Below are 20967 nucleotides of genomic sequence, written 5' to 3'. Positions count from 1 at the left end.
AGCGTCTGATGAGGGAGCCCGCTGTGACCTACGTGATCGCGTTGCCGTGCGTCGACCTCAAGGACCGAGCCTGCGTCGACGAATGCCCGGTCGACTGCATCTACGAAGGTGGGCGCTCCCTCTACATCCAGCCCGACGAGTGCATCGACTGCGGCGCGTGTGAACCGGTCTGCCCGGTCGAGGCCATCTTCTACGAGGACGACCTGCCCGAGCAGTGGAAGGACTACCAGGCCGCGAACGCCGGATTCTTCGACGACCTCGGCTCCCCCGGCGGTGCCTTCAAGGTGGGCGCCATGGCACACGACCACCCCCTTATTGCGGCGCTACCGCCGCAGGAGCAGGCAAGCTGACCTCCATGACCAGGACTGACCAGACGGCCGGCGACCAGCCCCGCCGGCAGGCACTGCTCGAAGCCCTGCGCGGCTCCGACGCTCCGCTGGGTGTCACTGAGCTCGCCGGACGGCTCGGTATCCACCCCAACACGGTCCGGTTCCACCTCGACGCGCTCGTGACGCAAGGACTGGTCGACCGCCGGCTCGAGGAGCCGACCGGGCGGGGCCGGCCGCGGACCGTGCACACACCACATCCGGGGATGGACCGAGGCGGCCGGCGTCAGTACCACCTGCTGGCCAAGATCCTGCTCGGCCAGCTGTCCACGAGTCCCGATGCGGGCGCGGCAGCCGAGGCCGCGGGCCGCAACTGGGGCGGCTATCTGGTCGAGCACATCCCCCCGTCCCGTCAGCCCGGCGTCGCCGAGGCCACCCAGCGGTTGACCGCGATGATGACCGACCTGGGGTTCGCGCCGGAACCCGACGGCGACCCAGCCGATCGCATCAGGCTGCGACACTGCCCCTTCCTGGAGCTCGCGGAGGAGTACTCGTCTACCTTGTGTCCGCTGCATCTCGGCCTGATGCGAGGTGCCCTCACCGAGATCCGCGCACCGATCACGGCAACGAGCCTCGAGCCGTTCGCCGAGCCCGACGCCTGCATCGTCCACCTCTCCCCCGCCCGCAGTACCGGCGTGGGCGCCCGGGCGCACAATCGTCGCAACAGGAGCGCATGATGTACCTGACCAGGATCGGTACCACGCCCCGGCGCCGGGCGCCCATCCCCGGAGGTCCGACGATGGAAGTACTCGTCGCGGCCGAGACCTCCGACAACATCGCCATGGTCCAGGTCTGGATCCCGCCCGGTGGCGGCCTGCCCGAACACGACCACGGACCGTCGGAAATCATCCTGATCCACCTCTCCGGCTCCATCGAGCTTCGGCAAGGCGACCAGCAGCACAGACTCGCCCCCGGCGCCGTCGCACACCTCGCCACCGGGGAACGCGTCAGCCTGACCAACCCAGGAACCGAACCCGCCGTCATGATGATCGTCGCCTCACCGCCCGACTTCGTCGCGCGAATCACCGGTTGGCCGGCCGCATAGGGCCATCGGCAACCACGCCGGGACTCCTCCACGGTCCCCGAGCGCGGGCAACGTCACGGATCCAGAAGGAGCAACAGTGAACGCCGCACCAGCCGCCGTAGCAACCGCCGCCGTCTTCACCTGGCTCGGCATGGTGCTCGCGATCTCCTTCCTGGAGGCGCCCCTCAAATTCCGCGCCCCAGGTGTCGACATCCCCATCGGGCTCGGCATCGGCCGCATCGTCTTCCGGGCGCTCAACCGCGTCGAGATCGCATTGGCGCTGGTTGCGCTCGCAGCGATCGCCGTGGGACGGCCGACCGGCTCCGTAGCGACTCTCACAGCAGCGATCCTGATCATCCTGGCCGGACAACTCATCGCCATCCGGCCCCAACTCAACCGGCGCACCGACCGCGTCCTCGCCGGTCAGCACCCGCGCCGATCGAGCATGCACCTGTACTACGTCGGTCTCGAGGCAGCCAAGGTGCTCACGTTGGCAGCGCTCGGAATCTGCCTCCTCGTGGCGGAGTGACTTGTACTTGACGCGACACAGCCCTCGCGACTTCAGCCGTTGGCCCAGGGCGGATCTCAGCGCAGTGCGGGCCTGGGGATGGGTATCGGTAGCAGCCAATGTCGGCATCTTGACCACGGGTGGCCTGGTGCGTCTGACAGGTTCGGGACTCGGCTGCCCAACCTGGCCGCAATGCACCGACGCGTCGTACGTCCCACACAGCGCGATGGGAATCCATGCAGCGATCGAGTTCGGGAACCGGATGATTACCATCGCGGTGGCCGCGGTCGCGGTCATGACGTGGCTGATCGTGATGCTCCATCGGCCGCTACGGACAGACCTGCGCCGGTTGGCCACGTTCGCCGCGCTCGGAGTGCCTCTGCAGGCTGCACTCGGCGGAATCAGCGTCCTGACAGGCTTGAATCCATGGATCGTGTCGACACACTTCCTGGTCTCGCTGTCGATGGTGACGCTTGACCGTGACACTGGCGCGCCGCGCCGGCGCCTCAGCTGATCCACACGCGCCACCGGCGGTGCGGGCACTGGCTGCAACATGCCTGATCACGGCCTGGCTGGTGCTCGTACTGGGCACTGTGGTCACGGGCGCCGGGCCACACGCCGGCGACCCCGAATCAGGACGCAACGGCCTCGATGAAACAGCGATCAGTCAGCTGCACACCGACGCGGTCTGCGTGTTGCTCGGCGCGACAGTGGCGCTGGTAGTCGTTTCCCGGGCCACGGAGACCGCCCGAACCGTCCGGCGGTTGTCCACCGTAGTGCTGGTGACCGAACTCACCCAGGGCGCGATCGGGTTCACTCAATACTTCACCGGCCTTCCGTGGGAACTGGTACTCGTGCACATGGCCCTAGCTGCGGTGCTCACAGCGTTGATCACCGTGCTGTTCGATCACAGTTACGCTGCCTGTGCCCCACTGACCACCACCTGAACCGGTGCGACCCGCCTCCTCGTGGCGGGGCGACATGACGCGGCTAAACCGTGACGTGTGCGGCCAAGGGAACTGACGCGTCCGCAAGCCGGTCCGGATCCACCGGTTGCCGGCTGCGGATCAGCTCGTCGACGGGCGCGATGCCGTCGTCCCACAAGTTGACCTGCATCCCTGCCACCACTCGATTGTCGGTCAGCCAGAATGCGTGGAACGCCTGCCCAGCGACATCGCCGCGGGTGACGAGACGGTCGTAGCCGTCCGGGCCGATCCAGCCGGAGAACTCCATCCCGACGTCGTACTGGTCGGTGAAGAAGTACGGAAGCTTGTCGTAGGCAATCCGCTGCCCGAGCATCGCCTGGGCTGCGACCGGAGCACCATGCAACGCGTTGGCCCAGTGTTCGGTTCGCAGATGCCCGCCGTAGAAGGGCCGGTACGAATTCGCGACATCGCCCACTGCATAGACGTCCGGGTCTTGCGTGCACAGCATCTCGTTGACGACGATCCCGTTGTCGCAGCTCAAACCTGCCTGCTCCGCGAGTTCGATGTTCGGGATCGCGCCGATGCCCACGATGACCGCGTCCGCCGCGAACTCGCTGCCGTCATCGGTCAGGACACTGTTCACGCGACCGGTCCCACGGAACTCGGTCACAGTGTGACTCAACCGCAGATCGACACCATGGTGCAGGTGCAGGCCGGCGAAGAACGCGCCCATCTCGCTTCCGAGGGCAGCGAGCAGCGGCGCCGGCTGCGGATCGATGACGGTCACGTCGCAGCCGAACTCACGGGCCGCGGCGGCCGTCTCCAGGCCGATCCAGCCGCCACCCACGACGACGATGCGGCCACCGGCGCGGATGGCCTCGCGCAACCGGTCGGATTCCTCGACCCGCCGCAGGTAGTGCACGCCCTCGAGCTCCGCGCCCGGCAACCGGAGGCGGCGTGGCGAAGCTCCCGTGGCCAGCAGCAACTTCGCGTAGCCGATCCGGGCGCCGGTGTCGAGCTCCACCTGGTGGGCGACGCGGTCCAGCAATGTCACGCGCCGGCCGAGCAGAAGGTCCACCGCGTGGTCGGCGTACCAGCACTCGTCGTGGACGTAGATCTTCGCTCGCTCATCCGTGCCGAGCAGATAGCCCTTCGACAGCGCAGGCCGCTCGTAAGGCAGCTCGATCTCGTCACCGATCAGGACGATCCGTCCGGCGAACCCCTGTTCCCGCAGCGTCTGAGCCGCCGCCGCTCCCGCCAGGCTCGCGCCAACGATGACGTAGGTGGGCTGGTGGTTCATGATCACCTTTCCAGTGACGAAATCTCGGGATGAGAGCAGCTATTGACGGGTGCTGGGTGTCGCTTCAGGGACGGATGCCGGCCAGTGCGAAGAACTCCTGGCGGGAGATCGGGCTGTCTCTCAGCAAGCCGTGCAGGGCCGAGGTGACCGTGCGCGAACCGGCGGCACGAACTCCGCGCGATGACACGCACAGGTGCTCGGCTTCGATCACCACGCCGACGCCCTTGGGTGCCAGGTTCTCCTGCAGCCAGTCGGCGACCTGCTTGGTCAACCGCTCCTGGCCTGCAGATCGCGGGCGAACAGCTCGACGACCCGCGCCAGCTTCGACAGGCCCAGGATCCGATCCCCGGGCAGGTAGCCGATGTGGGCGACGCCGTGGAACGGCAGCAGGTGGTGTTCGCACAGCGAGTTCACCGGAATGCTTCGGGCCAGCACCAGTTCGTCGTAGCCCTCGTCATTGGGGAAGGTGGTCAACTCGAACGCAGGAGGCGTGAGCAGCTCGGCATACGACTTGGCGACCCGGCGCGGTGTGTCGGCGAGATGCTCGCCGGCCGGCTCCTTGCCCAGGGCAATCAGGAGATCGGCGACCGCCTGTTCGGCAGCCACCAGATCGATCTCACCTCGCCCCGGGACAACGCGGAGCCGCTGAGGCTTCAGCGGTTGCCGCGCGAAGCGATCCGGCTCTAAGACAGTCATGCGGTTCGGTCCTTCCCCGCCCGTCAGGAGTGGTGTCGGGCCGGTGCGTATTTGGTGGCGAGGCGGGCCAGGGCGAGGGCGGCGACGAGGAGGCCGAAGTCGCGCAGGGCGACGTCGTAGAAGCCTGAGAGTGTGAGCAGGTTGACGATGATGCCGGCGAGCCAGGCCGCGACGAGGAGTGCGCCGTAGCGGGGGATCAGGGCGACGGCGATCCCGGCGACGATCTCGATGACGCCGATGATGTACATGGCGTCTTGGCCGGAGCCGGGGACGATGTCGTTGATCCAGGGGGCCAGGTAGCCGGGCCAGTCGGTGAGGAGGTTGGCGAACTTGTCGAGGCCGAACAGGATCGGGGCCACCGTGAAGACGGTTCGCAGGACCAGGAAGGCCTGGTAGGCCGGGTCGGACAGCGTCTCCCGGCTTGGCGTGCGGGCGGTGCGCCCTTCAGTGCTCATAGTCTGCTCCTTCTAAAATAGATCTATTTTGACTTTAGAAGGAGGCTCAGGGTTTCGTCAATGGGAGTTGGCTTTAGAATGGGTGTCGTGGACGACACCAGGGAAGCGCGGATCTTGGCGGTCGCCTCGTTGGAGGAACCAACGCGGCGGCGCCTGTACGACCACGTCGTACGCCAGACAGCCGCGGTGACCCGGGACGAAGCAGCTACGGCGCTGGGGTTGCCGCGTGCCACCGCCGCGTTCCATCTCGACCGGCTCGCCGCCGAGGGTCTGCTCGACGTCGTTTACGAGCGTCGCAGCGGCCGGTCCGGCCCCGGTGCGGGCCGGCCGGCGAAGCTGTACCGACGATCGGAGCGGCATGTCGAGGTGTCGCTGCCCGAACATCGCTACGACCTGGCGGGAAGCCTGCTCGCGGCAGCCATCGAGGACGCCGAGACCACCGGAGAAGCGCCACGAGCAGCACTCGAGCGGCGAGCCCGCCAACTCGGCAACGAACTCGCGGCCGCTGCCCGGGGCACCGCTAGTGCGCGAACCAGTTCCGATGCCGTGATGCGCATCCTCGAAGCACATGGCTTCGAGCCCCGCGCCGGCGAGGACGCGATCGTGCTCGGCAACTGCCCCTTCCACACGCTGGCCCGGCAGCACACCGACCTGGTCTGTGAGATGAACCTTTGCCTGCTCGACGGACTTCTGACAGGCCTCGACGCCACGCAACTACAGGCTCGGCTCAAGCCGGAGCCCGGCCTCTGCTGTGTTCGCCTCGAGCCCAACCCGACATTCCGCTCATGAACTTGGGAGGACCTAGATCCTCGGCAGCGGCGCTCGCCTCCGGGCTGGCTTCCGAAAGAGGCGGGCGTTCTCACGTCTCGTCGTCTCCTTCGGCCTCGATGCCGGCGGTCTCCTCGAGATGCTTGACCCGGCCCTGGTCCTCGCCGGCGTCGAGCAGGTTGTCCTTCGGCGCGCGATTGTCGGGGTACTCCGTGAGCGCCAACTCCGGGTGGTGTCGGTCGAAGGCGGGGCTTTCGGACCGGATCCTTGGCAGTTCGATGAAGTTGTGCCGGGGTGGTGGGCAGCTGGTCCCCCACTCCAGGGAGCGGCCCCAGCCCCACGGGTCGTCCACGCCCACCAGCGGCGCCCTGCGGGACTTGTAGATGTTGTAGAGGAACGGGAGGGTCGAGGCGCCGAGGATGAAGGCGCCGACGCTGGAGACCTGGTTCAGCGTGGTGAAGCCCTCGTGCGCGCCGTAGGACGCGTAGCGCCGCGGCATCCCCTCGACACCGAGCCAGTCCTGCACCAGGAATGTCGTGTGGAAGCCGATGAACAGCAGCCAGAAGTGCACCTTTCCCAGGCGTTCGTCGAGCATCCGGCCGGTCATCTTCGGCCACCAGAAATAGAAGCCCGCGAACATCGCGAACACCACCGTGCCGAACACGACATAGTGGAAGTGCGCCACCACGAAGTAGGTGTCGGTGACTTGGAAGTCCAACGTCGGTGAGGCCAGGATGACCCCGGTCAGGCCACCGAACAAGAAGGTGGTCAGAAACCCGAGCGACCACAGCATCGGCGTCTCGAACGACACCGAGCCACCCCACATCGTGCCGATCCAGTTGAAGAACTTCACCCCGGTCGGAACTGCGATCAGGAATGACATGAAGGAGAAGAACGGCAGGCTGACCGCGCCGGTGACGAACATGTGGTGCGCCCATACCGCCATCGACAACGCAGCGATCGCCAGCGTGGCGCCGACCAGACCGAGGTAGCCGAACACGGACTTGCGGCTGAACACCGGCAGGATCTCGGTCACGATGCCGAAGAACGGCAGCGCGATGATGTAGACCTCGGGATGCCCGAAGAACCAGAACAGGTGCTGCCACAGCATCGGGCCGCCGTTCGCGGCATCGAAGATGTGGGCCCCTAGGGCTCGATCCGCCTCCAGCATCAGCAGCGCGCCGGCCAGGATTGGGAACGCGACCAGCACCATGATCGACGTGATGAGAGTGTTCCAGGTGAAGATCGGCATCCGGAACATCGTCATGCCGGGCGCTCGGAGGGTGATGATCGTGGTGACGAAGTTGACCGCGCCGAGGATCGTGCCCAGGCCGGCCATCCACAGGCCCATGATCCACAGGTCGCCGCCGATCCCTGGCGAGCGGACCGCGTTGGACAGCGGCGCGTAACCGGTCCAGCCGAAGCTCGCCGCGCCGCCCGGGGTGAAGAATCCACTGAATGCGATGAGCCCGCCGAACAGGAACAGCCAGTAACTGAACATATTCAGCCGCGGGAACGCCACGTCGGGGGCGCCGATCTGGATCGGCATGATGACGTTGGCGAAGCCGACGAACAGCGGGGTCGCGAACAGCAGCAGCATGATCGTGCCGTGCATGGTGAAGAGCTGGTTGTAGACCTCTTCGTTCACGATCTGCAGACCCGGCTTGGCCAGCTCGGCCCGGATCACCAGCGCCATCACGCCGCCGATCAGGAAGAACGCGAACGACGTCATCAGGTACATGCGCCCGATCAACTTGTGATCGGTGGTGGTGAGCACCCGCACCACCGCACGGCCCAGCGGGCGGCGACGTCCTGCCGCGGGTTCGCCGGATCCGACCCTTGCCGTCACTGACCAGGGACGGTTCTGGTGGGCGCCGACATGCGTCAACTGCTCGTGGATCGGGTCGCTGTCGTCGGCCTGAGTGGTCCCCACGGGCCGACTCACCAGTTCGCCGGCGGGTCGCTGGCAGGGAACGAATCCTCGCCCCAAATGTCGACGATGTCCCGCGGCGGTCGCGAAGCCGACTTCGGGATGGTTCCGGTGCGCCAGGTATGCCGGCGGGGGTTCTCGGATTCCTTGGAGAGTTGGCATCGCAGGCAGTGGCTGGCCATCGGGATGGCCTGCAGCCGGTCCGCGGGGATGGGGCGACCGCAGCGTTGACAGTCCCCGAAACGACCGATCGCGAGCCGGAACAGAGCAGCGTTGATGTCCGCCAGGGAAGCTCTCGCGGCTCTCATCAGCGTCGCTGTCACCTTACTTCGAGCGTCGTCGGATGCGGCCAGCGCGTCGTAGGCGAGATGAGTGAGCTGATCGAGACGAAACCGGCGCTGCTGTTCGAGCTCGCGACGGTACCACTGCACGTCGACGATGTGCCGGTCGCTTGGTGGGCTGGGTGGTGCCACCTGATCCAGGTCGGTCATCGAAACCTCCTCGTCGCCACGGATCGCGGAGCCGCGATACTCCGCGCCTCCCTGGCCGCACGGTCCCAACGATGTCGTCTCGCACGGGGGCCGAATAGGTGTCCGACCGGCGAAGGTCGGAGTCCGTCGTTGCCGGGTATCGGCAGCCTCGCGGACCTGGCTGCGGATGTGCGGGTTCTCATGTCTCGGGCGGTCCGTCATCAGGTACTCCCCTCGTAGGGAAGATGGCTTGCTGAGACGCCAAGCCCACGAAGTAGCCGCTGGGCCAGCCGTCCCGCGACTTCAGCCGAGGAATGTCGAAGCTGCTCGGAAGAACACGCAACAGTCTGGAGGTACTCCGGCGAAGGGAAGCCCTCGAGATCGAGCCCGAACTCGAAGTCCTCAATCGCGTCAGTGGCCCGGATGCCCGCGAGCCTGTCGATGAACAGACCCAGCCGCCACGGGCCGGTGTAGGCGAGGTGCTGCTCGCCCAGATGTGCGACGAGCCGGCAGAAACTCGTGAGGAACTCGAGCACCCAAGGCGGATTCACCGCCTGTTCGAACTCGGGACCAGTGAACAGAAACTGCGTACGCTGTGCGGTGGTGCCGGCGCCACAAGCGACCTCCACGGCGCCGGCATCGGTCACCAGCAGCCACACCAGATCGTCCTCGGCGAACCGGAGGCCCGAGCCGCTCGTGTCCTTGCGGACGCCAGCGGTCAACAGGCGGCCATCGGGATGGGCCCGAAGGGTCGCCGCGCTATGCAACAGCGGAGGGTCGTGGTCCGGCTCGATGCCGATCGCTCGCCGCAGCGTTTCCGTGTCAAGGCAGCGCCGGGACGGAGTAGCCACCGGTCCGGCAGCAGGTTCGGCGAGCAGATACAGGTGGCCGTTCTTGCGATCTGAGGCCGGTACAGGGTCGAGGTTGCCGGCGATCGATCGCAGCCGCGATTCGAATCGTTCCGTGTCGAACCGCCGAGCCAGCATCACCTCACGGACCTGCGGGTCGGTCAGTATCTGCCTCCCGTTGGAGGTGCGGCCCCAGTACCGGCCGTCCACCTGGTGAGGCGCCTGGGCGGACTGCGGCACCGTCGCAACAAGGACACCCACAGCAGGATCGTCGGGACTTCGAAACGGCGGGTGCAGCACGACCTCGACCCGGGGTGTGACAAGACTCGAGGCCACCCGAAGGATTCGTTCGGCCATGCCGGGGAGCGGGACGCCGGTCACCCGCCAGGCAGACCCCTGATCACGGGCAACACCAAGAATCAGGACTCCGCCGTCCATGCCGAGGCTGGCGAGGTCTTCGGCCAGGTCCCTCTGCGCCTCGAGGCTCGTCGGCAGCCCACTGTGGAAGGCGACCCGATGACCTTCGGCGAGCGCGCCAGTCGCGACCGCGGACACGACCTCGTCCCAGCCGACGGCCGCCAACCGGGTGTGGTCGGGCGACGAGAAGAGAAGCTCCCGTGTCATAAAGGGCTCACCGGGCGACGAGTTCGGCATCGGCTGCCCCTCCACGCTCACCGTTCTTGGTGGCTGCCTCTGCGGTGTCGGACGGCGTCGAACGCTCGAGGAAGCGGAGCAGTTCGACCGGGAACGGGACGACAAGAGTTGAGTTCTTCTCCGCCGCGACCTCCACGACCGTCTGCAGAAGCCGCAGTTGGAGCGCAGCCGGGTGTTCGGCCATCACCTCGGCCGCCTCAGCCAACTTCTGCGACGCCTGCAACTCGCCTTCGGCAGTGATCACCCGGGACCGGCGCTCGCGTTCGGCCTCGGCCTGGCGCGACATCGAACGCTTCATCGTCTCCGGCAACGCGACGTCCTTGATCTCCACCCTGTCGATATGCACCCCCCACTCCGCAGCCGGGCTGTCGATCATCAACTCCAGGCCCTGGTTCAGCCCTTCGCGGTTCGACAGCAGATCGTCCAGATCGCTCTTTCCGATGATCGAGCGCAGAGAAGCCTGCGCGACCTGGAGAATGGCCGAACCGTAGTCCTGGACGTCCACAGCCACCCGGAACGGGTCGATCACGCGGTAATAGACCACCGCGTCGACCCGCACGGTGACGTTGTCACGAGTGATGCCGTCCTGGGCCGGCACCGGCAGGGTGATGATCTGCAGGTTGACCTTCTGCAACCTGTCGATCACAGGAACGATGAACGTGAGCCCGGGAGCGCGCGGTGTGCGCTGCACGCGGCCGAAGCGGAACACCACACCACGCTCGAATTGCTTGACGATCCGGACGCTGGCGAACGCGCCGATCAAACCGACGACCGTGACAGCCACCAACAGATCAACGATGATCACTGCTTCCTCCGTTACTTCCTTCCGTGGAACCGCTGCGCGCGGCACCACGGCCTTGGTTTCTATCGTAATACGACATATTTTTGGGTGAGCCTTGGCCGTGACGGTGCTTCGGATGGAGTGCGGCTAGCAAGAGGGCTGGGTCTCCCCCCGTTGCCAGGGCCAACGAATCCCCACCGCCCCGCTTAACCAGATCGCTCCCTCCATTGGTTGTTCGTTGGTTGGGCGAAGGTCCTTGACGTCAGGCCTCGATCAGTCCGGCCCGGATCGCGTAGCGGGTCAGTTCCAGGCGATCGCGCAGGCCGAGTTTCTGGAGCATGTTTGCCCGGTGTCGCTCGACCGTTTTGATGCTGATGAACAGGGTCTCGGCGATCTCCTTGGAGGAGTGACCCTCGGCAACGAGTTTCAGGACCTCCTCCTCGCGGGCGGTCAGGATCTGCTCCGGGATGGTCTGGCCGAGGCTTGCCCGATTCAGGTAGTTGCGGATCAGCGCGTTCACCGCTCCCGGGTAGAGGAACGGTTCTCCGCGCATCGCGGCCCGGCAGGCCTCCACCAGGTCGCGGTCGGCGACGGACTTCAGTACATACCCCGCCGCTCCGGCCTTGAGGGCTTGGAAGAAGTACTGCTCGTTGTCGTACATCGTCAGCATCAGAATCCGCAGGTCGGGGTGGCGCGACGACAGCTCACGCGCTGCCTGCAGACCGGTCATTCTCGGCATGGCGATGTCGAGAATCGCCAGATCGATCTCGACGGACCGGGCGAGGTCGACGGCCTCTTTCCCGTCCCCCGCTTCGGCGACCACCGTCAGATCGGGTTCGCTGTCCAGGATCAGCCGTACGCCACGTCGAACCAGCGCATGGTCGTCGGCGAGCAGGATGCGGGTGGCGTCAGGTGCAGGCATGCTCATGGTCCGTTCCGGTCGAGAGGCACCAACAGGTTCACCTCGGCACCGCCTGCCGGCGCGGCGCCGAGGTCGAGGCTGGCGCCGACCAGCAGTGCGCGCTCTCGCATGCCACGGATTCCTGCTCCCTCGTGGGCTAGCCCGAGGCCGCGGCCGTCGTCACGGATCCGGAGGCGGACAACTCCGTCGCTGTGGCGCAGGCTGATCTCTACGTGGGTCGCGTCCGCATGACGGGCGACGTTGGTCAGCCCTTCCTGGGCGACCCGGTAGATCACCAGCTCGGCCTGCTCGTCCAACACGGGTAAACCAGGCTGGAAACGGTGACGTATCGCGAGACCGGTGTGCGTGGACAGCTCGGTGACCAGCGCAGTCAAAGCACTGACGAGCCCAAGATCCTCCAACACACCCGGCCGCAGCCTCCGCGCCAGCCGGCGTACCTCGTCCAGGCTCTCCCGGGTCGTCTCCTGAGCATGGAGCAGGTCCGCGCGCAGGTCGGAGTCGTCCACCCGCCCGGCCGCGCGTTTGAGTTCCAGCAGTACGGCGGTCAGGCTCTGGCCGACTTCGTCATGCAGTTCCTGGGCGATCCGTCGCCGCTCCGCCTCCTGGGCAGACAGCGCACGCGTACTGCTGGTGGCACGTTCTGCCTCCAACCGCGACAGCATGTCGTTGAAGGCACGGATCAGCTGCGAGACACCACCGTGCCCGGCCACCGGCAGGCGCTGCCCGGGCTTCAGCAGATCGACCGTCGCCATCCGGCGGCTCAACCGATCCAGTGGAGCCAGACCCACCTGCAGCAGTACGGCGTTCGCGACCAGCATCACCGCCAGTCCGCCCAGCAGCACCAGGGCCTCGGTGAAGACCACGGGAACCGACACGGTCACCGGCGCCCACAGCAACAAAGCTGTCGCGGCAGCAAGCACTACCGCGTTCAGAGCGAAGATGCGCCAGAACAATGGCACCGTAAGCACCCCTTTCTTCACCGCCGTCGTCTCACGGCCCGGCAGCCACTTGCCGTGCCCGCCGGACCACTGGCGACTCCCAGCGGTCGTGAACATGGGGTGGAGGCGGTCATTAGACGTTGCATGTCTTCCAGCCTGCCTCCAGCCCCGCCACAAGTCGATCGGGGCTGACACTCATCTGCCTATCGCTGCCTGCAGGTGTCCGAGCACCCGAAATGGGTGTCAGGCCCGATGGTCAGCGCCCGCAGCATCGCCGATGGTGGTGACAGAACCAAGACACGAGCCTGAAGACGGCGACATAGGCCACCGGCGTGCGCAATGCCTCTCACTCGCACGCCGGTCCCCGTTCCCGTCCCTTGAAAGGACCCGATTCAATGACCACCGACATGGGCCGCGCCCGGCAGCTCACAAAACACGAAGCGCGCCAGCGCCTGGAACACGAGCGCAACTCGCGCCTCACCCAACTGAGGGCGATCGAAGAGTCCGCGCCGCATGCCGACGAAGACCTGCAGGCGGCGCAGACCGCCGCGATCCAGCGCGTGCTCGAAGAGATCGACGCTGCCGGACGACGTCTGGCTGACGGCTCCTACGGAGACTGCGACAACTGCCGGACCGCTATCCCCGTCGAGCGCCTCGAGATCCTGCCCTACGTGCGCTTCTGCGTCGGGTGCCAGCAACGTGCCAGTTGATCACAACGCGATTCCCGCGCCCGTCTTCCCACCGAGCCATCCGTTCGTCCCCAGTCGAGGAGCGCCAGTCGTGACCCATCAGATCTCAGCAGTCGGCAACCATCGCCTCGCTCCCGCGGAACTCACCGCGCTGCGGGCACGTCTGCACGAAGATCGCCTGTTCCGACGCCAACAACTTCGCGGCATCACCCAATTCGCCAACGCCGCCGCCGGAACGGCCGGCGCTCCTGACGTCGCCGCGCACCGCGAGGTCCGTCACAAACTCACCGTGGCCGCACGAATCGCGCTGGCCGAAACCGAGGACGCCCTGGCCCGGATGGACGCGGGGCGGTACGGCGGATGCGGCCGATGTGGCCGCACCATCAGTCTCCAATGCCTATCCGCCCATCCCCAGGCGCGCTACTGCACACAATGTCGGCATTTCCTGGAGACACAACGATGAGCGGGTTCCACAGACTGGGAGCAGTCCACCACCCCGGCGGCTGGTCACGGAACCGGGACCGCTCCGGTCTTGCTCTCGGGAGCCTGCGCACCCGCGAATGGATACCTGACCATGGCATGGTCGTCGACGCCCCTACGATGACGACACCGCCCACCGGCGTCAGCTATCCCATATCCCGGGGCAGGATCACCGACGTTCCCGGCACCTCCGCATGCTCGATCACCTTCTACTCGGGCATGCCAGTCTCGCCCCGCAGCCCGAGATGATCGTCATCACCGTTTCCGGTCCTCTGCCCCGAGGCCGAACGACACGGACTCCTGGAGGCCGTCGAAATCCTCCAGCCCCGCACCGTCATCACCATCGACAGCGTCAAAGCAGCCGCCATCGGCGCCAACTCCGACCTGGTCAAACCTCTCCTCGTGATCGACCTCGGAGCCCACCTGACGGAGACAGCCGTTCTGGCAAACGGATCCGTGATCGAAGCGCGGCGTACTCCCCACGGCACGGCCGACCTTCGCACTTCAATCACGATCGACAATCTCATCGAACGCATCCGCGCCATGGTGGCCGACCTACCGCGCCACGACCGTGGGCCCCCTAGGTCGTCGACGCACTCGAAAGAGGACCACTCCCCGCCGGTGGCGGCGCCATGCTCCCAGCCATCACCTACCAACTCTCCAAACAACTAGCCTGCCCGATCCAGCCGGCACCCGCCGCGTACGCAGTCGCCCTCCGCGGCGCAAGCGCCATCGTCCTCGCCGCCAACCGCCACCCGGGCGCCCATTACCGCGACTTCGCACGGTGAACCAGATCTGATGCGCGACGATCGGAGGGTCGTGCGTGCCGCCGAGAGAACCGGACGTCGCTGGTAGTACTGCGTCGAACTGGCCGCCCGGACCCACTTCGAGCAGGACCCTTCGCTCCGCAGCGGCTCAGGCTGGGCCAACCTTTCACCTCAGGTGATCGACCAATGGCGGGCACCCATGGAACTCACCAACACCGAGATCCGCAAGCTAGTACCGATGCACGACACCATCGGTGCCGTCCGGGACGCGTTCCGCGAACCGAGCGAGACCATCCATGCCCTCGGCAACGGGCTCATCAGCAGAAAGGTGTTGAGAATCGATTGTTATCTGGAGCCGCTGGCGTGGGCGCTGCCGGTGACCTGGGAATTTTTCGTCTTGGACGATGTCCCTATCGAGGCGGTCATGGTTCGTGAGGCCGACTTCAGCAGGACGCGATCGTTATCGAAGTGCGTCCCGAAGGTCCGAGGGCCAGGGGTGGTCCTCGTAACGCTCGTCGACGCTGCCGTCGGCCCTAGAAATGCCGTTCGATCCACGCGACTACTGCTTGAACGGTTGCGCGCGCGTCGAACAGCCAGGCTGTGGCCGCGCCGACCTTCCCCTCCCGTCCGGCGCCTGCCTGGACAGCCTGGACGGCGAGAGTCTCGACTGCGTTCTCGATCGCCAGATCCGGCCGTTCCCAGTATGGCAAGCCGCCGTAGAAGGTATCCAGCGTGCTGTAGTCCCGCCAGATGGTGCCAGCGTCTGTCCTCACCGGCATGCGGTAGCTGTGGTAACGCTTCTCGGCCACGTTGGCGACAGCCTCAGCGTGATGGCAAAGGGTCAGGGTCTTGAGGGGGGCACCGAGTAGCAATACCCGGCCGCCCAGGTCGACGAGACGGCCCAGCGGTCCGCCAGGGCCCCAAGGGTTGTCATCATCAGTCCCCAGGACCAGGTCCGCGGCATGGCGACCGAGGGCAGTGAAGCTGGCTTCCGGGTGGGAGCTGCGCAGTGCTCCTGGCCAGGTGCGGAGCCGCTCAGGGAAGCGTCCGAAGTCTCGACGAGCAGACGACACCCTTGGATCGAACGCCGGAACCTCCTGGTAGGCCTTTTGCCAGTGCCGCGGCCAGAATGCGACGTGATACGGGCTGTCGTCCCAGCCGCAGAACGCGAGCAACGTGCCATTCGAGCCAAGAGCGTCCCGAAGGGGCAGCACCACGGTGTCGATGCCGCCGACGACCCACTCCAATGCCGACAGCCGGACGTGGACCATCAAAGTGTCGCCTTCGGCCACGCCTAAGCCTCGATCCACCGATCAGGCTGGTGTGAGTCGCTGATTTGGATTGATGGCGATGCCGGGCTGTTGGTGGCGTGGTGGGGCGTCCCGCCTCGCTGCGGGGGTGTTCCGCTTCGGGTCTCCGGTCGGGCCGATGTTCGGCGCGGTGGTCAGGGCATGGCGGTGGCAGGTGGCCCGCAGGCATGCGCGAACAGGCGGGTCCATGGTGTCTGCCAGGGCCAGTTGCTGGGCAGGTGCAGGGTGATCCGCCGCGCAGACGAGGCGATCCGGGCGGCGATGTTGACCAGCTTGCGTCGCACCGTGGCGGTGACGGCCTTGGCCAGGTTGCCGCCGGTGAGGGTGGCGGCCGCGCGGGTGAGGTTGAACGCCATCACGGCGAGCACGAGCCAGGCGGCGTTCGCGGCGAACACCCCGGACGGCAGGTGCGCGAGCGCTGAGTTCTTCAGGTCGGCATTGACTTGTTCGATGATCGCGTGCCCGCGGTGGGTCTTGTCCGCGGTGACGGTGTCCATCACTTCGACGTTGACGGTGGTGAAGAAGGCGTGGAACCGCCACATGTCGAACAGCGTTTCCTGCCCGGGCGCCTGGTTCTTGCCGGGGTTGAGGTCCGGGATCCGGCGGACCACGAGCCGGCCGGGCACCTGCTCGGCCTTGCTGCGGGACGTGAACGCTGTGAACGGGATTTCGGCGACCTCGGCGCGAGAGATCCATCGGCCGGTTTGCTCGTCGTAGATCGCGTCTTTGTACTCGATCGGGGTCCAGGCGTCGTCGGCGATGCCGGCGATCGCGGCCTTGACCCGCTTGTCCAGGCGGGCGGTGACCGACACATCGGCACCGGCGCGGACCGCGGCCAGCACCAGACCACGCCCGTAAAACGCCGAGTCGGCCCGCACCAGCGGCCTGCCATTCGACACTCCGGCCAGTCCGCGCACGGTCTTCAACGCATCGGTGATCAGGCGTTTCGCGCCACGCGGCGACCCGACCGAACCCTTGCGCAGCCGCTGCGCCACGATCACCGGCGCCGTGTGTGGGGTGGTGACCGTTGCCAGCAGCGCGTTCAGCCCACGCACCCCGGAGTAGCCGAACCCCGCGCCCTGCTTGGCATAACCGTGCACCTCGATGACCGTGTCATCGACATCGACCAACACGAACTCACCGTCGCCGGCCTCACCGACCAGCGGGGCCCGTCCAGCCAGCGCGGCCACGAACCGCGACGCCACCGCATCCAGCTGGCGAACATGACCGAACGTGAACGCCCGCAGGAACGCCCCCAGCGTCGACGGCGCGTAGACGTGGTCGAACACCCGGCGCATCCCGCCGTGGCGCAGCAGCGCCATGTCGTCGATGCTGTCCGCGCCGGCCACCATCCCCGCAACCAGCGAGCACACCTTCAGCCCCGCGTTCGCGCCCTTGTCCGTCGGCACACTCAACCGCACATCGGCCAACTCACGCAGCCCCACAGACTCCGCCAGCGCCAGCGCCATCACCGGCACCAACCCACCCGACGACACCAAATTCGGATCATCGAACACCGCGCGAACGACCCGAGGACTATGAGACAGTTGCACTCGACGGATGCCCTTCGCGCTCGGTGATCTGGAACCCTAGACAAGTCCCAATCTCCCAGCCCGCAAGGGCATCCTCGCGTTACGCCACACCCACCCCACCGAACTCATCGGTGGATCCGGGCTAAGCCGATCAACGCCTGTGTGACCTGTGACCGTGTCAGGGGGGCGAAGCCAGAATCGTTCAGCATCGACTCGGAGGGAAAAGCCATAGCATCATTCTGGCGGGATGGCCGCAATGACGCCGCTGGTTTAGATCGTGCTAACAGCTCTGCTAACAACAGCGTGGACCTCGACAGAGATGGATAACCGGCCCGGCAGGCACCGGCGTCCAGGCGTCGTTCAGACCGCCCTGGACACGTTGAGCTCGACTACGGATCAGCCCGACCCGGCAGCCTGCCTGCCATTCCGATTGCTCGTAGCTCGCCGAGGGTCTGGGCGAGTTGGCGTCGGAGTCGCTGGTTGTCTTCGGCGAGTTCACGGTTGCGTGCGTTGGCGATCTCGAGGCGTTGCAGCAGCGACGGGTCGGTGGTGCGTTGTCGGGCGGGCACTGCTTGCGCCGGTGCCCGATGGTGAAGGCTCCGGAGTTGTTGGATCTCGGCGCGAATGTCGGGTTGGGTGTAGAGCCACGACCTGGATACGCCGGCGGCTTTGGCGACGATCGCGAAGGTGACCGCTCCGCCGGATGCGTCGAGCTCGCGCAGCGCCTGGATGGTCTTGCTTCGGGTGAGTTCGTGGCGGCGCCGGGCGGCTGTGGTCAGGTGGATCGTGTTGTCAGCTCTCATCTCGGATGTCCTGGTCGCTGTCGCTGTCGTCGTCGAGGGCGCCGATGATCCGGTCGAGGTTGCCGAGCACCTGCTGGTTCATCTCCGACAGCCGCCGCTGTCCGCGGGCCTCGGCGGCGGAGATTATCTGCAGGACCTGTTGGCGGTGCTCGTGGTGCTGGGGCAGGAAGTCGGCGGTGGTGATGAACATTGGACAGCTCAGGCAGGCGTTGGCGTGCGGGCAGGACTGCTGCAGTGGCAGACCGCAGTAGCCGTTGGGCAAGGCCTGGGTTGCCCGGCCGAGTCGTTGCTTGGCCCAGGCCGCGTCGGCCAGTGGCCCGGAGGGATCGAACGACACCGTCTGTCCGCTGATGTTGACCTTGCGGGCCTTCTCCCAGTGGCGCCGGATGGTGGTGTCGCTGAGCCGGGCGTAGTGCGCGGTCATGACGTGCGAGTCGTGGTCGAGGATCCGGCGTACGACCTCTTGGGGGACGTCTTGGTTGATCAAGCGGGTTCCGAGCGTGTGACGGAACCTGTGCGGGGTGATGTTCACGGGCTGTCCGTGTTCGTCGCGGACGTCGCAGGTTTCCAGCCAGCGGCGCAGCGCCCGGCGGTAGGTCTGGTCGACCATCCACCGCTGGCCCTCTGGGTTGTCGGTGGGTTGCGGGAAGAGCACTGGCGTGCTGCCGGGCCATCGGTCTCGGACGCGGTGTCGCTGTTCGCCGAGCTCGCGTTCGAGTTCGGCGTCGATGGGCACGAGCGCCTCGCGCCGCATCTTGTGGTTGAAGTAGCGCAGGTAGGGGGCGCCGTCGCCGTCGCGGGTAATGCAATCGGGCGACAGGCGCAGCGCGTCGCCGATGCGAAGTCCGCAGCGCATCATCACCAGGGTGACCAGCCGGTGCGCGGGATCGCCCCACCGGGCGAGGTTGTCGGGATGCTCGAGCTGGGCCATGACCGTCTCACTCAGCGCGCGAGGCAGCCGCTCGCCTTCCTTCGGGAAGTCCTCGGGAAAGAACATCGCGGTGGTCGGCAGCGTGTCGTCCCAGCCGTGCTGGCGGATCGCGGTGAGGAACATATTCAGCTGCCCGATCGAGCTTCGGTGAACCACTCGACCGCCGAGCAGGGCATGCAGGTGGGCCAGGTAGCGCTCCAGCAGCGTTCGATCCAGCTGGCCAAGGCTGGTGATGGCGGACTCCTGGGCCGCGAGGAACTCACCGAAGCGGGCGACCGCCCTCGTCCCGGACGCCGCCGTCGCTGGGCCGAAGCCCGCCGCGAGCCGCCACCGTGCCCACCGCTTGGCCAAGGCCTTCAGCCAGGGCTGCGGGATCGAGTCGAACCGGATGTGCGTCGGCGTGCGGCTGTCGATGCCGAGCTCGCGGAGCCGCCAAACGTCCCGGTCGTACTCGGCGTCCCAGGCCGCCTGCGCCACCGGGCGCAGCTCGCGGGCGCGCGGGAGTGTGCTCGGGCCGGGCATCGCTGTCTCGCTCGCGGGTCGCAGCACCGTCACAGCCGCACCTCCCGGCCGCTGAACCAGCCCGCTTCCTCCAGCGCCTTGCGGGCATCCTCGGCGGTTAGGTGACCGTAGACGTTCGCCGTGGTGGTGATGTCGGCGTGCCCGAGCAGCTTGGACACCACCTCGATCGGGACACCGTCACGCAGCAGCCGAGTGGCTGCGCTGTGGCGGTACCAGTGCGGGTCGAAGTCGATCCCGGTCCGGCGCCGCAGCCGCCGCACCAGGTCATAGACTGCCGGGTAGGCCAGCGGATGCCCGTGCGGCCGACCCCACAGGTTGACGAAGACATAGTCGGATTCGAGATCGCCGTACTCGCCGTGCAGGTAATCGGCGTAGAGCCTGACCAGCTCGGCGCTGACCGGGATCGACCGCGCAACACGAGACTTCGTCCGAGCGCCGTTGTCGTTGGTCCGCGGAACAACCCTCACCTCTTGTTCGGCGGCGGCGATGTCGGCGTGCCGCAGGCCCAGCGCCTCGCCGATCCGGACGCCGCTGTCCCACAACAGCGCGAACAAGAACCGATCCCGCAGCCGCTCACAGGCGTCGAGGATCGCCTGGGTCTCCACGACGGTGAGGACGCGCGGAAGCTTTTGGGGCGCTGGCAACCCGATCGTGCGCCGCGGTTGCCGCTGCCCTTTGCTGATGTGATGCAGGAACGGCTTCCATCCCGAACTCCGCCGGCCGGCGGGCTGCCAGGTGGTCAGCAGATCGCCGAGGTCCACGCCGTTGCGGGCCGCGTGCTGGTAGAACGCACTCAACGCCGACAGCTTCCGATTCACCGCGGACGGCGAGCAGTGGTGCTCCACCGACGGCAGCACCGCTACGACCGCGCCGCGGGACGCCGGCGGACGCCGGAGCCACGCGATGAACTCCGCGAGATCCTCCAGGCGGACCTCGCGCCAGTCCAGCCCTTGCCTGGCCAGGAAGACGAACCAGTCCTTCAGGTCATGGGCGTAGGCCTTGACCGTGTTCGGGGAACGCTCGATGTCAGTCAGATAGGCCAGATACCGCTCGACCGGCACCACCGGGCCGTCATCGCCCAGAACCGTCCATGACTCCAACCGCGTGGCAGGCGACAGCACCCGCTGAACAAGCATCGCTCCTCCGGAAGATCCGCATGATGGACAGCGGCAGATAATCACGACCACCACGCAGACCCCGAAGTCTCAAGGCCCTGTGGTCCACGTCGACGACGGCCGACCAGCGGCTCCAGATAACGATCGTTTCTCAACACCCCAGCCGGATCCCGACCGGGACACCGACACGCCGTGGCCGAAGCGTCGAAAAA

At 66.7% G+C, this 20967-nt stretch carries 23 protein-coding genes and 2 pseudogenes; 11 read left to right on the top strand and 14 right to left on the bottom strand.

The window, feature by feature from the left end:
• The first annotated feature begins 23 nt into the window (after positions 1–23).
• The 6 genes from fdxA to OG558_RS24335 all read left to right on the top strand — a co-directional run bounded on the left by fdxA (position 24) and on the right by OG558_RS24335 (position 2865).
• Positions 24–350: a ferredoxin gene (gene fdxA, locus OG558_RS24360; protein WP_405072214.1), complete on the top strand. Its 327-nt coding sequence runs from the start codon at positions 24–26 to the stop codon at positions 348–350.
• Positions 351–355: 5 nt separating this feature from the next.
• On the top strand, positions 356–1063 hold the full coding sequence (locus OG558_RS24355) for a helix-turn-helix transcriptional regulator (protein ID WP_405065072.1): 708 nt from the start codon (positions 356–358) through the stop codon (positions 1061–1063).
• A gap of 62 nt (positions 1064–1125) precedes the next feature.
• Complete coding sequence (locus tag OG558_RS24350; protein WP_405065071.1) at positions 1126–1431, top strand: cupin domain-containing protein; 306 nt, start codon at positions 1126–1128, stop codon at positions 1429–1431.
• 76 nt (positions 1432–1507) lie between these two features.
• Positions 1508–1939, top strand: a complete 432-nt coding sequence (locus OG558_RS24345) for a hypothetical protein (protein WP_405065070.1) — start codon at positions 1508–1510, stop codon at positions 1937–1939.
• 127 nt (positions 1940–2066) lie between these two features.
• A complete protein-coding gene (locus OG558_RS24340; protein WP_405065068.1) occupies positions 2067–2432 on the top strand; it encodes a COX15/CtaA family protein in 366 nt (121 codons plus the stop codon).
• Positions 2392–2865, top strand: a complete 474-nt coding sequence (locus OG558_RS24335) for a hypothetical protein (protein ID WP_405065067.1) — start codon at positions 2392–2394, stop codon at positions 2863–2865. Before OG558_RS24340 ends, OG558_RS24335 begins: the two co-directional genes overlap by 41 nt.
• A 43-nt stretch (positions 2866–2908) precedes the next feature.
• Here OG558_RS24335 and OG558_RS24330 read toward each other — a convergent pair whose 3' ends face one another.
• From OG558_RS24330 to OG558_RS24320, 3 genes and pseudogenes are all read right to left on the bottom strand, one after another.
• On the bottom strand, positions 2909–4144 hold the full coding sequence (locus tag OG558_RS24330) for an NAD(P)/FAD-dependent oxidoreductase (protein WP_405065065.1): 1236 nt from the start codon (positions 4142–4144) through the stop codon (positions 2909–2911).
• Positions 4145–4208: 64 nt separating this feature from the next.
• Positions 4209–4840 (bottom strand): annotated as a pseudogene (folE, locus tag OG558_RS24325) (GTP cyclohydrolase I FolE).
• A gap of 23 nt (positions 4841–4863) precedes the next feature.
• A complete protein-coding gene (locus tag OG558_RS24320; protein ID WP_405065064.1) occupies positions 4864–5295 on the bottom strand; it encodes a hypothetical protein in 432 nt (143 codons plus the stop codon).
• Between the two features lie 87 nt (positions 5296–5382).
• On the opposite strand from OG558_RS24320, the gene OG558_RS24315 reads away from it, so the two are divergent.
• Complete coding sequence (locus tag OG558_RS24315) at positions 5383–6084, top strand: helix-turn-helix transcriptional regulator (protein WP_405065063.1); 702 nt, start codon at positions 5383–5385, stop codon at positions 6082–6084.
• Between the two features lie 70 nt (positions 6085–6154).
• Here the strand turns inward: OG558_RS24315 and ctaD are convergent, their stop codons facing one another.
• The 6 genes from ctaD to OG558_RS24285 all read right to left on the bottom strand — a co-directional run bounded on the left by ctaD (position 6155) and on the right by OG558_RS24285 (position 12723).
• Positions 6155–7804: a cytochrome c oxidase subunit I gene (ctaD, locus tag OG558_RS24310; protein WP_405072213.1), complete on the bottom strand. Its 1650-nt coding sequence runs from the start codon at positions 7802–7804 to the stop codon at positions 6155–6157.
• A gap of 200 nt (positions 7805–8004) precedes the next feature.
• The gene (locus OG558_RS24305; protein WP_405065062.1) at positions 8005–8484 is read right to left on the bottom strand and encodes a TraR/DksA family transcriptional regulator; all 480 of its coding nucleotides are present in this window, start codon (positions 8482–8484) and stop codon (positions 8005–8007) included.
• Positions 8485–8684: 200 nt separating this feature from the next.
• Complete coding sequence (locus OG558_RS24300; RefSeq protein ID WP_405065061.1) at positions 8685–9668, bottom strand: hypothetical protein; 984 nt, start codon at positions 9666–9668, stop codon at positions 8685–8687.
• A gap of 274 nt (positions 9669–9942) precedes the next feature.
• Positions 9943–10770, bottom strand: a complete 828-nt coding sequence (locus tag OG558_RS24295) for a slipin family protein (protein ID WP_405065060.1) — start codon at positions 10768–10770, stop codon at positions 9943–9945.
• A gap of 238 nt (positions 10771–11008) precedes the next feature.
• On the bottom strand, positions 11009–11668 hold the full coding sequence (locus tag OG558_RS24290; protein ID WP_405065059.1) for a response regulator: 660 nt from the start codon (positions 11666–11668) through the stop codon (positions 11009–11011).
• Between the two features lie 2 nt (positions 11669–11670).
• The gene (locus OG558_RS24285; RefSeq protein WP_405065057.1) at positions 11671–12723 is read right to left on the bottom strand and encodes a HAMP domain-containing sensor histidine kinase; all 1053 of its coding nucleotides are present in this window, start codon (positions 12721–12723) and stop codon (positions 11671–11673) included.
• A 278-nt stretch (positions 12724–13001) separates the two neighbouring features.
• Between OG558_RS24285 and OG558_RS24280 the strand changes: the two genes are divergently transcribed.
• The 4 genes and pseudogenes from OG558_RS24280 (at position 13002) to OG558_RS24265 (ending at position 14563) form a co-directional block, all read left to right on the top strand.
• The gene (locus tag OG558_RS24280) at positions 13002–13316 is read left to right on the top strand and encodes a TraR/DksA family transcriptional regulator (protein ID WP_405065056.1); all 315 of its coding nucleotides are present in this window, start codon (positions 13002–13004) and stop codon (positions 13314–13316) included.
• A 70-nt stretch (positions 13317–13386) separates the two neighbouring features.
• A complete protein-coding gene (locus OG558_RS24275) occupies positions 13387–13758 on the top strand; it encodes a hypothetical protein (protein ID WP_405065055.1) in 372 nt (123 codons plus the stop codon).
• Between the two features lie 293 nt (positions 13759–14051).
• A pseudogene (locus tag OG558_RS24270) lies at positions 14052–14447 on the top strand (rod shape-determining protein); the annotation flags it as partial.
• Positions 14408–14563, top strand: a complete 156-nt coding sequence (locus tag OG558_RS24265; protein ID WP_405065054.1) for a hypothetical protein — start codon at positions 14408–14410, stop codon at positions 14561–14563. The pseudogene OG558_RS24270 and the gene OG558_RS24265, both read left to right, overlap by 40 nt.
• A 512-nt stretch (positions 14564–15075) precedes the next feature.
• On the opposite strand, the gene aac(3) is transcribed toward OG558_RS24265, so the two are convergent.
• The 5 genes from aac(3) to OG558_RS24240 all read right to left on the bottom strand — a co-directional run bounded on the left by aac(3) (position 15076) and on the right by OG558_RS24240 (position 20776).
• Positions 15076–15834: an aminoglycoside 3-N-acetyltransferase gene (gene aac(3) / locus OG558_RS24260; RefSeq protein WP_405065053.1), complete on the bottom strand. Its 759-nt coding sequence runs from the start codon at positions 15832–15834 to the stop codon at positions 15076–15078.
• Positions 15835–15986: 152 nt separating this feature from the next.
• Entirely contained in the window at positions 15987–17405 is a 1419-nt protein-coding gene (locus OG558_RS24255; RefSeq protein ID WP_405065052.1) for an IS1380 family transposase, read from the bottom strand.
• Positions 17406–17773: 368 nt separating this feature from the next.
• Positions 17774–18187, bottom strand: a complete 414-nt coding sequence (locus OG558_RS24250) for a DUF6262 family protein (RefSeq protein WP_405065051.1) — start codon at positions 18185–18187, stop codon at positions 17774–17776.
• Positions 18177–19673, bottom strand: a complete 1497-nt coding sequence (locus OG558_RS24245; RefSeq protein WP_405065049.1) for a tyrosine-type recombinase/integrase — start codon at positions 19671–19673, stop codon at positions 18177–18179. The genes OG558_RS24250 and OG558_RS24245 overlap by 11 nt, the downstream gene beginning before the upstream one ends.
• Positions 19670–20776, bottom strand: coding sequence for a site-specific integrase (locus OG558_RS24240; protein ID WP_405065048.1), 1107 nt, complete (start codon positions 20774–20776; stop codon positions 19670–19672). Before OG558_RS24240 ends, OG558_RS24245 begins: the two co-directional genes overlap by 4 nt.
• Positions 20777–20967: the final 191 nt, after the last annotated feature.

The organism is Kribbella sp. NBC_01510, assembly GCF_045040325.1.
Lineage (GTDB): Bacteria > Actinomycetota > Actinomycetes > Propionibacteriales > Kribbellaceae > Kribbella.
This window is presented reverse-complemented; position numbering and strand designations above follow the sequence as displayed.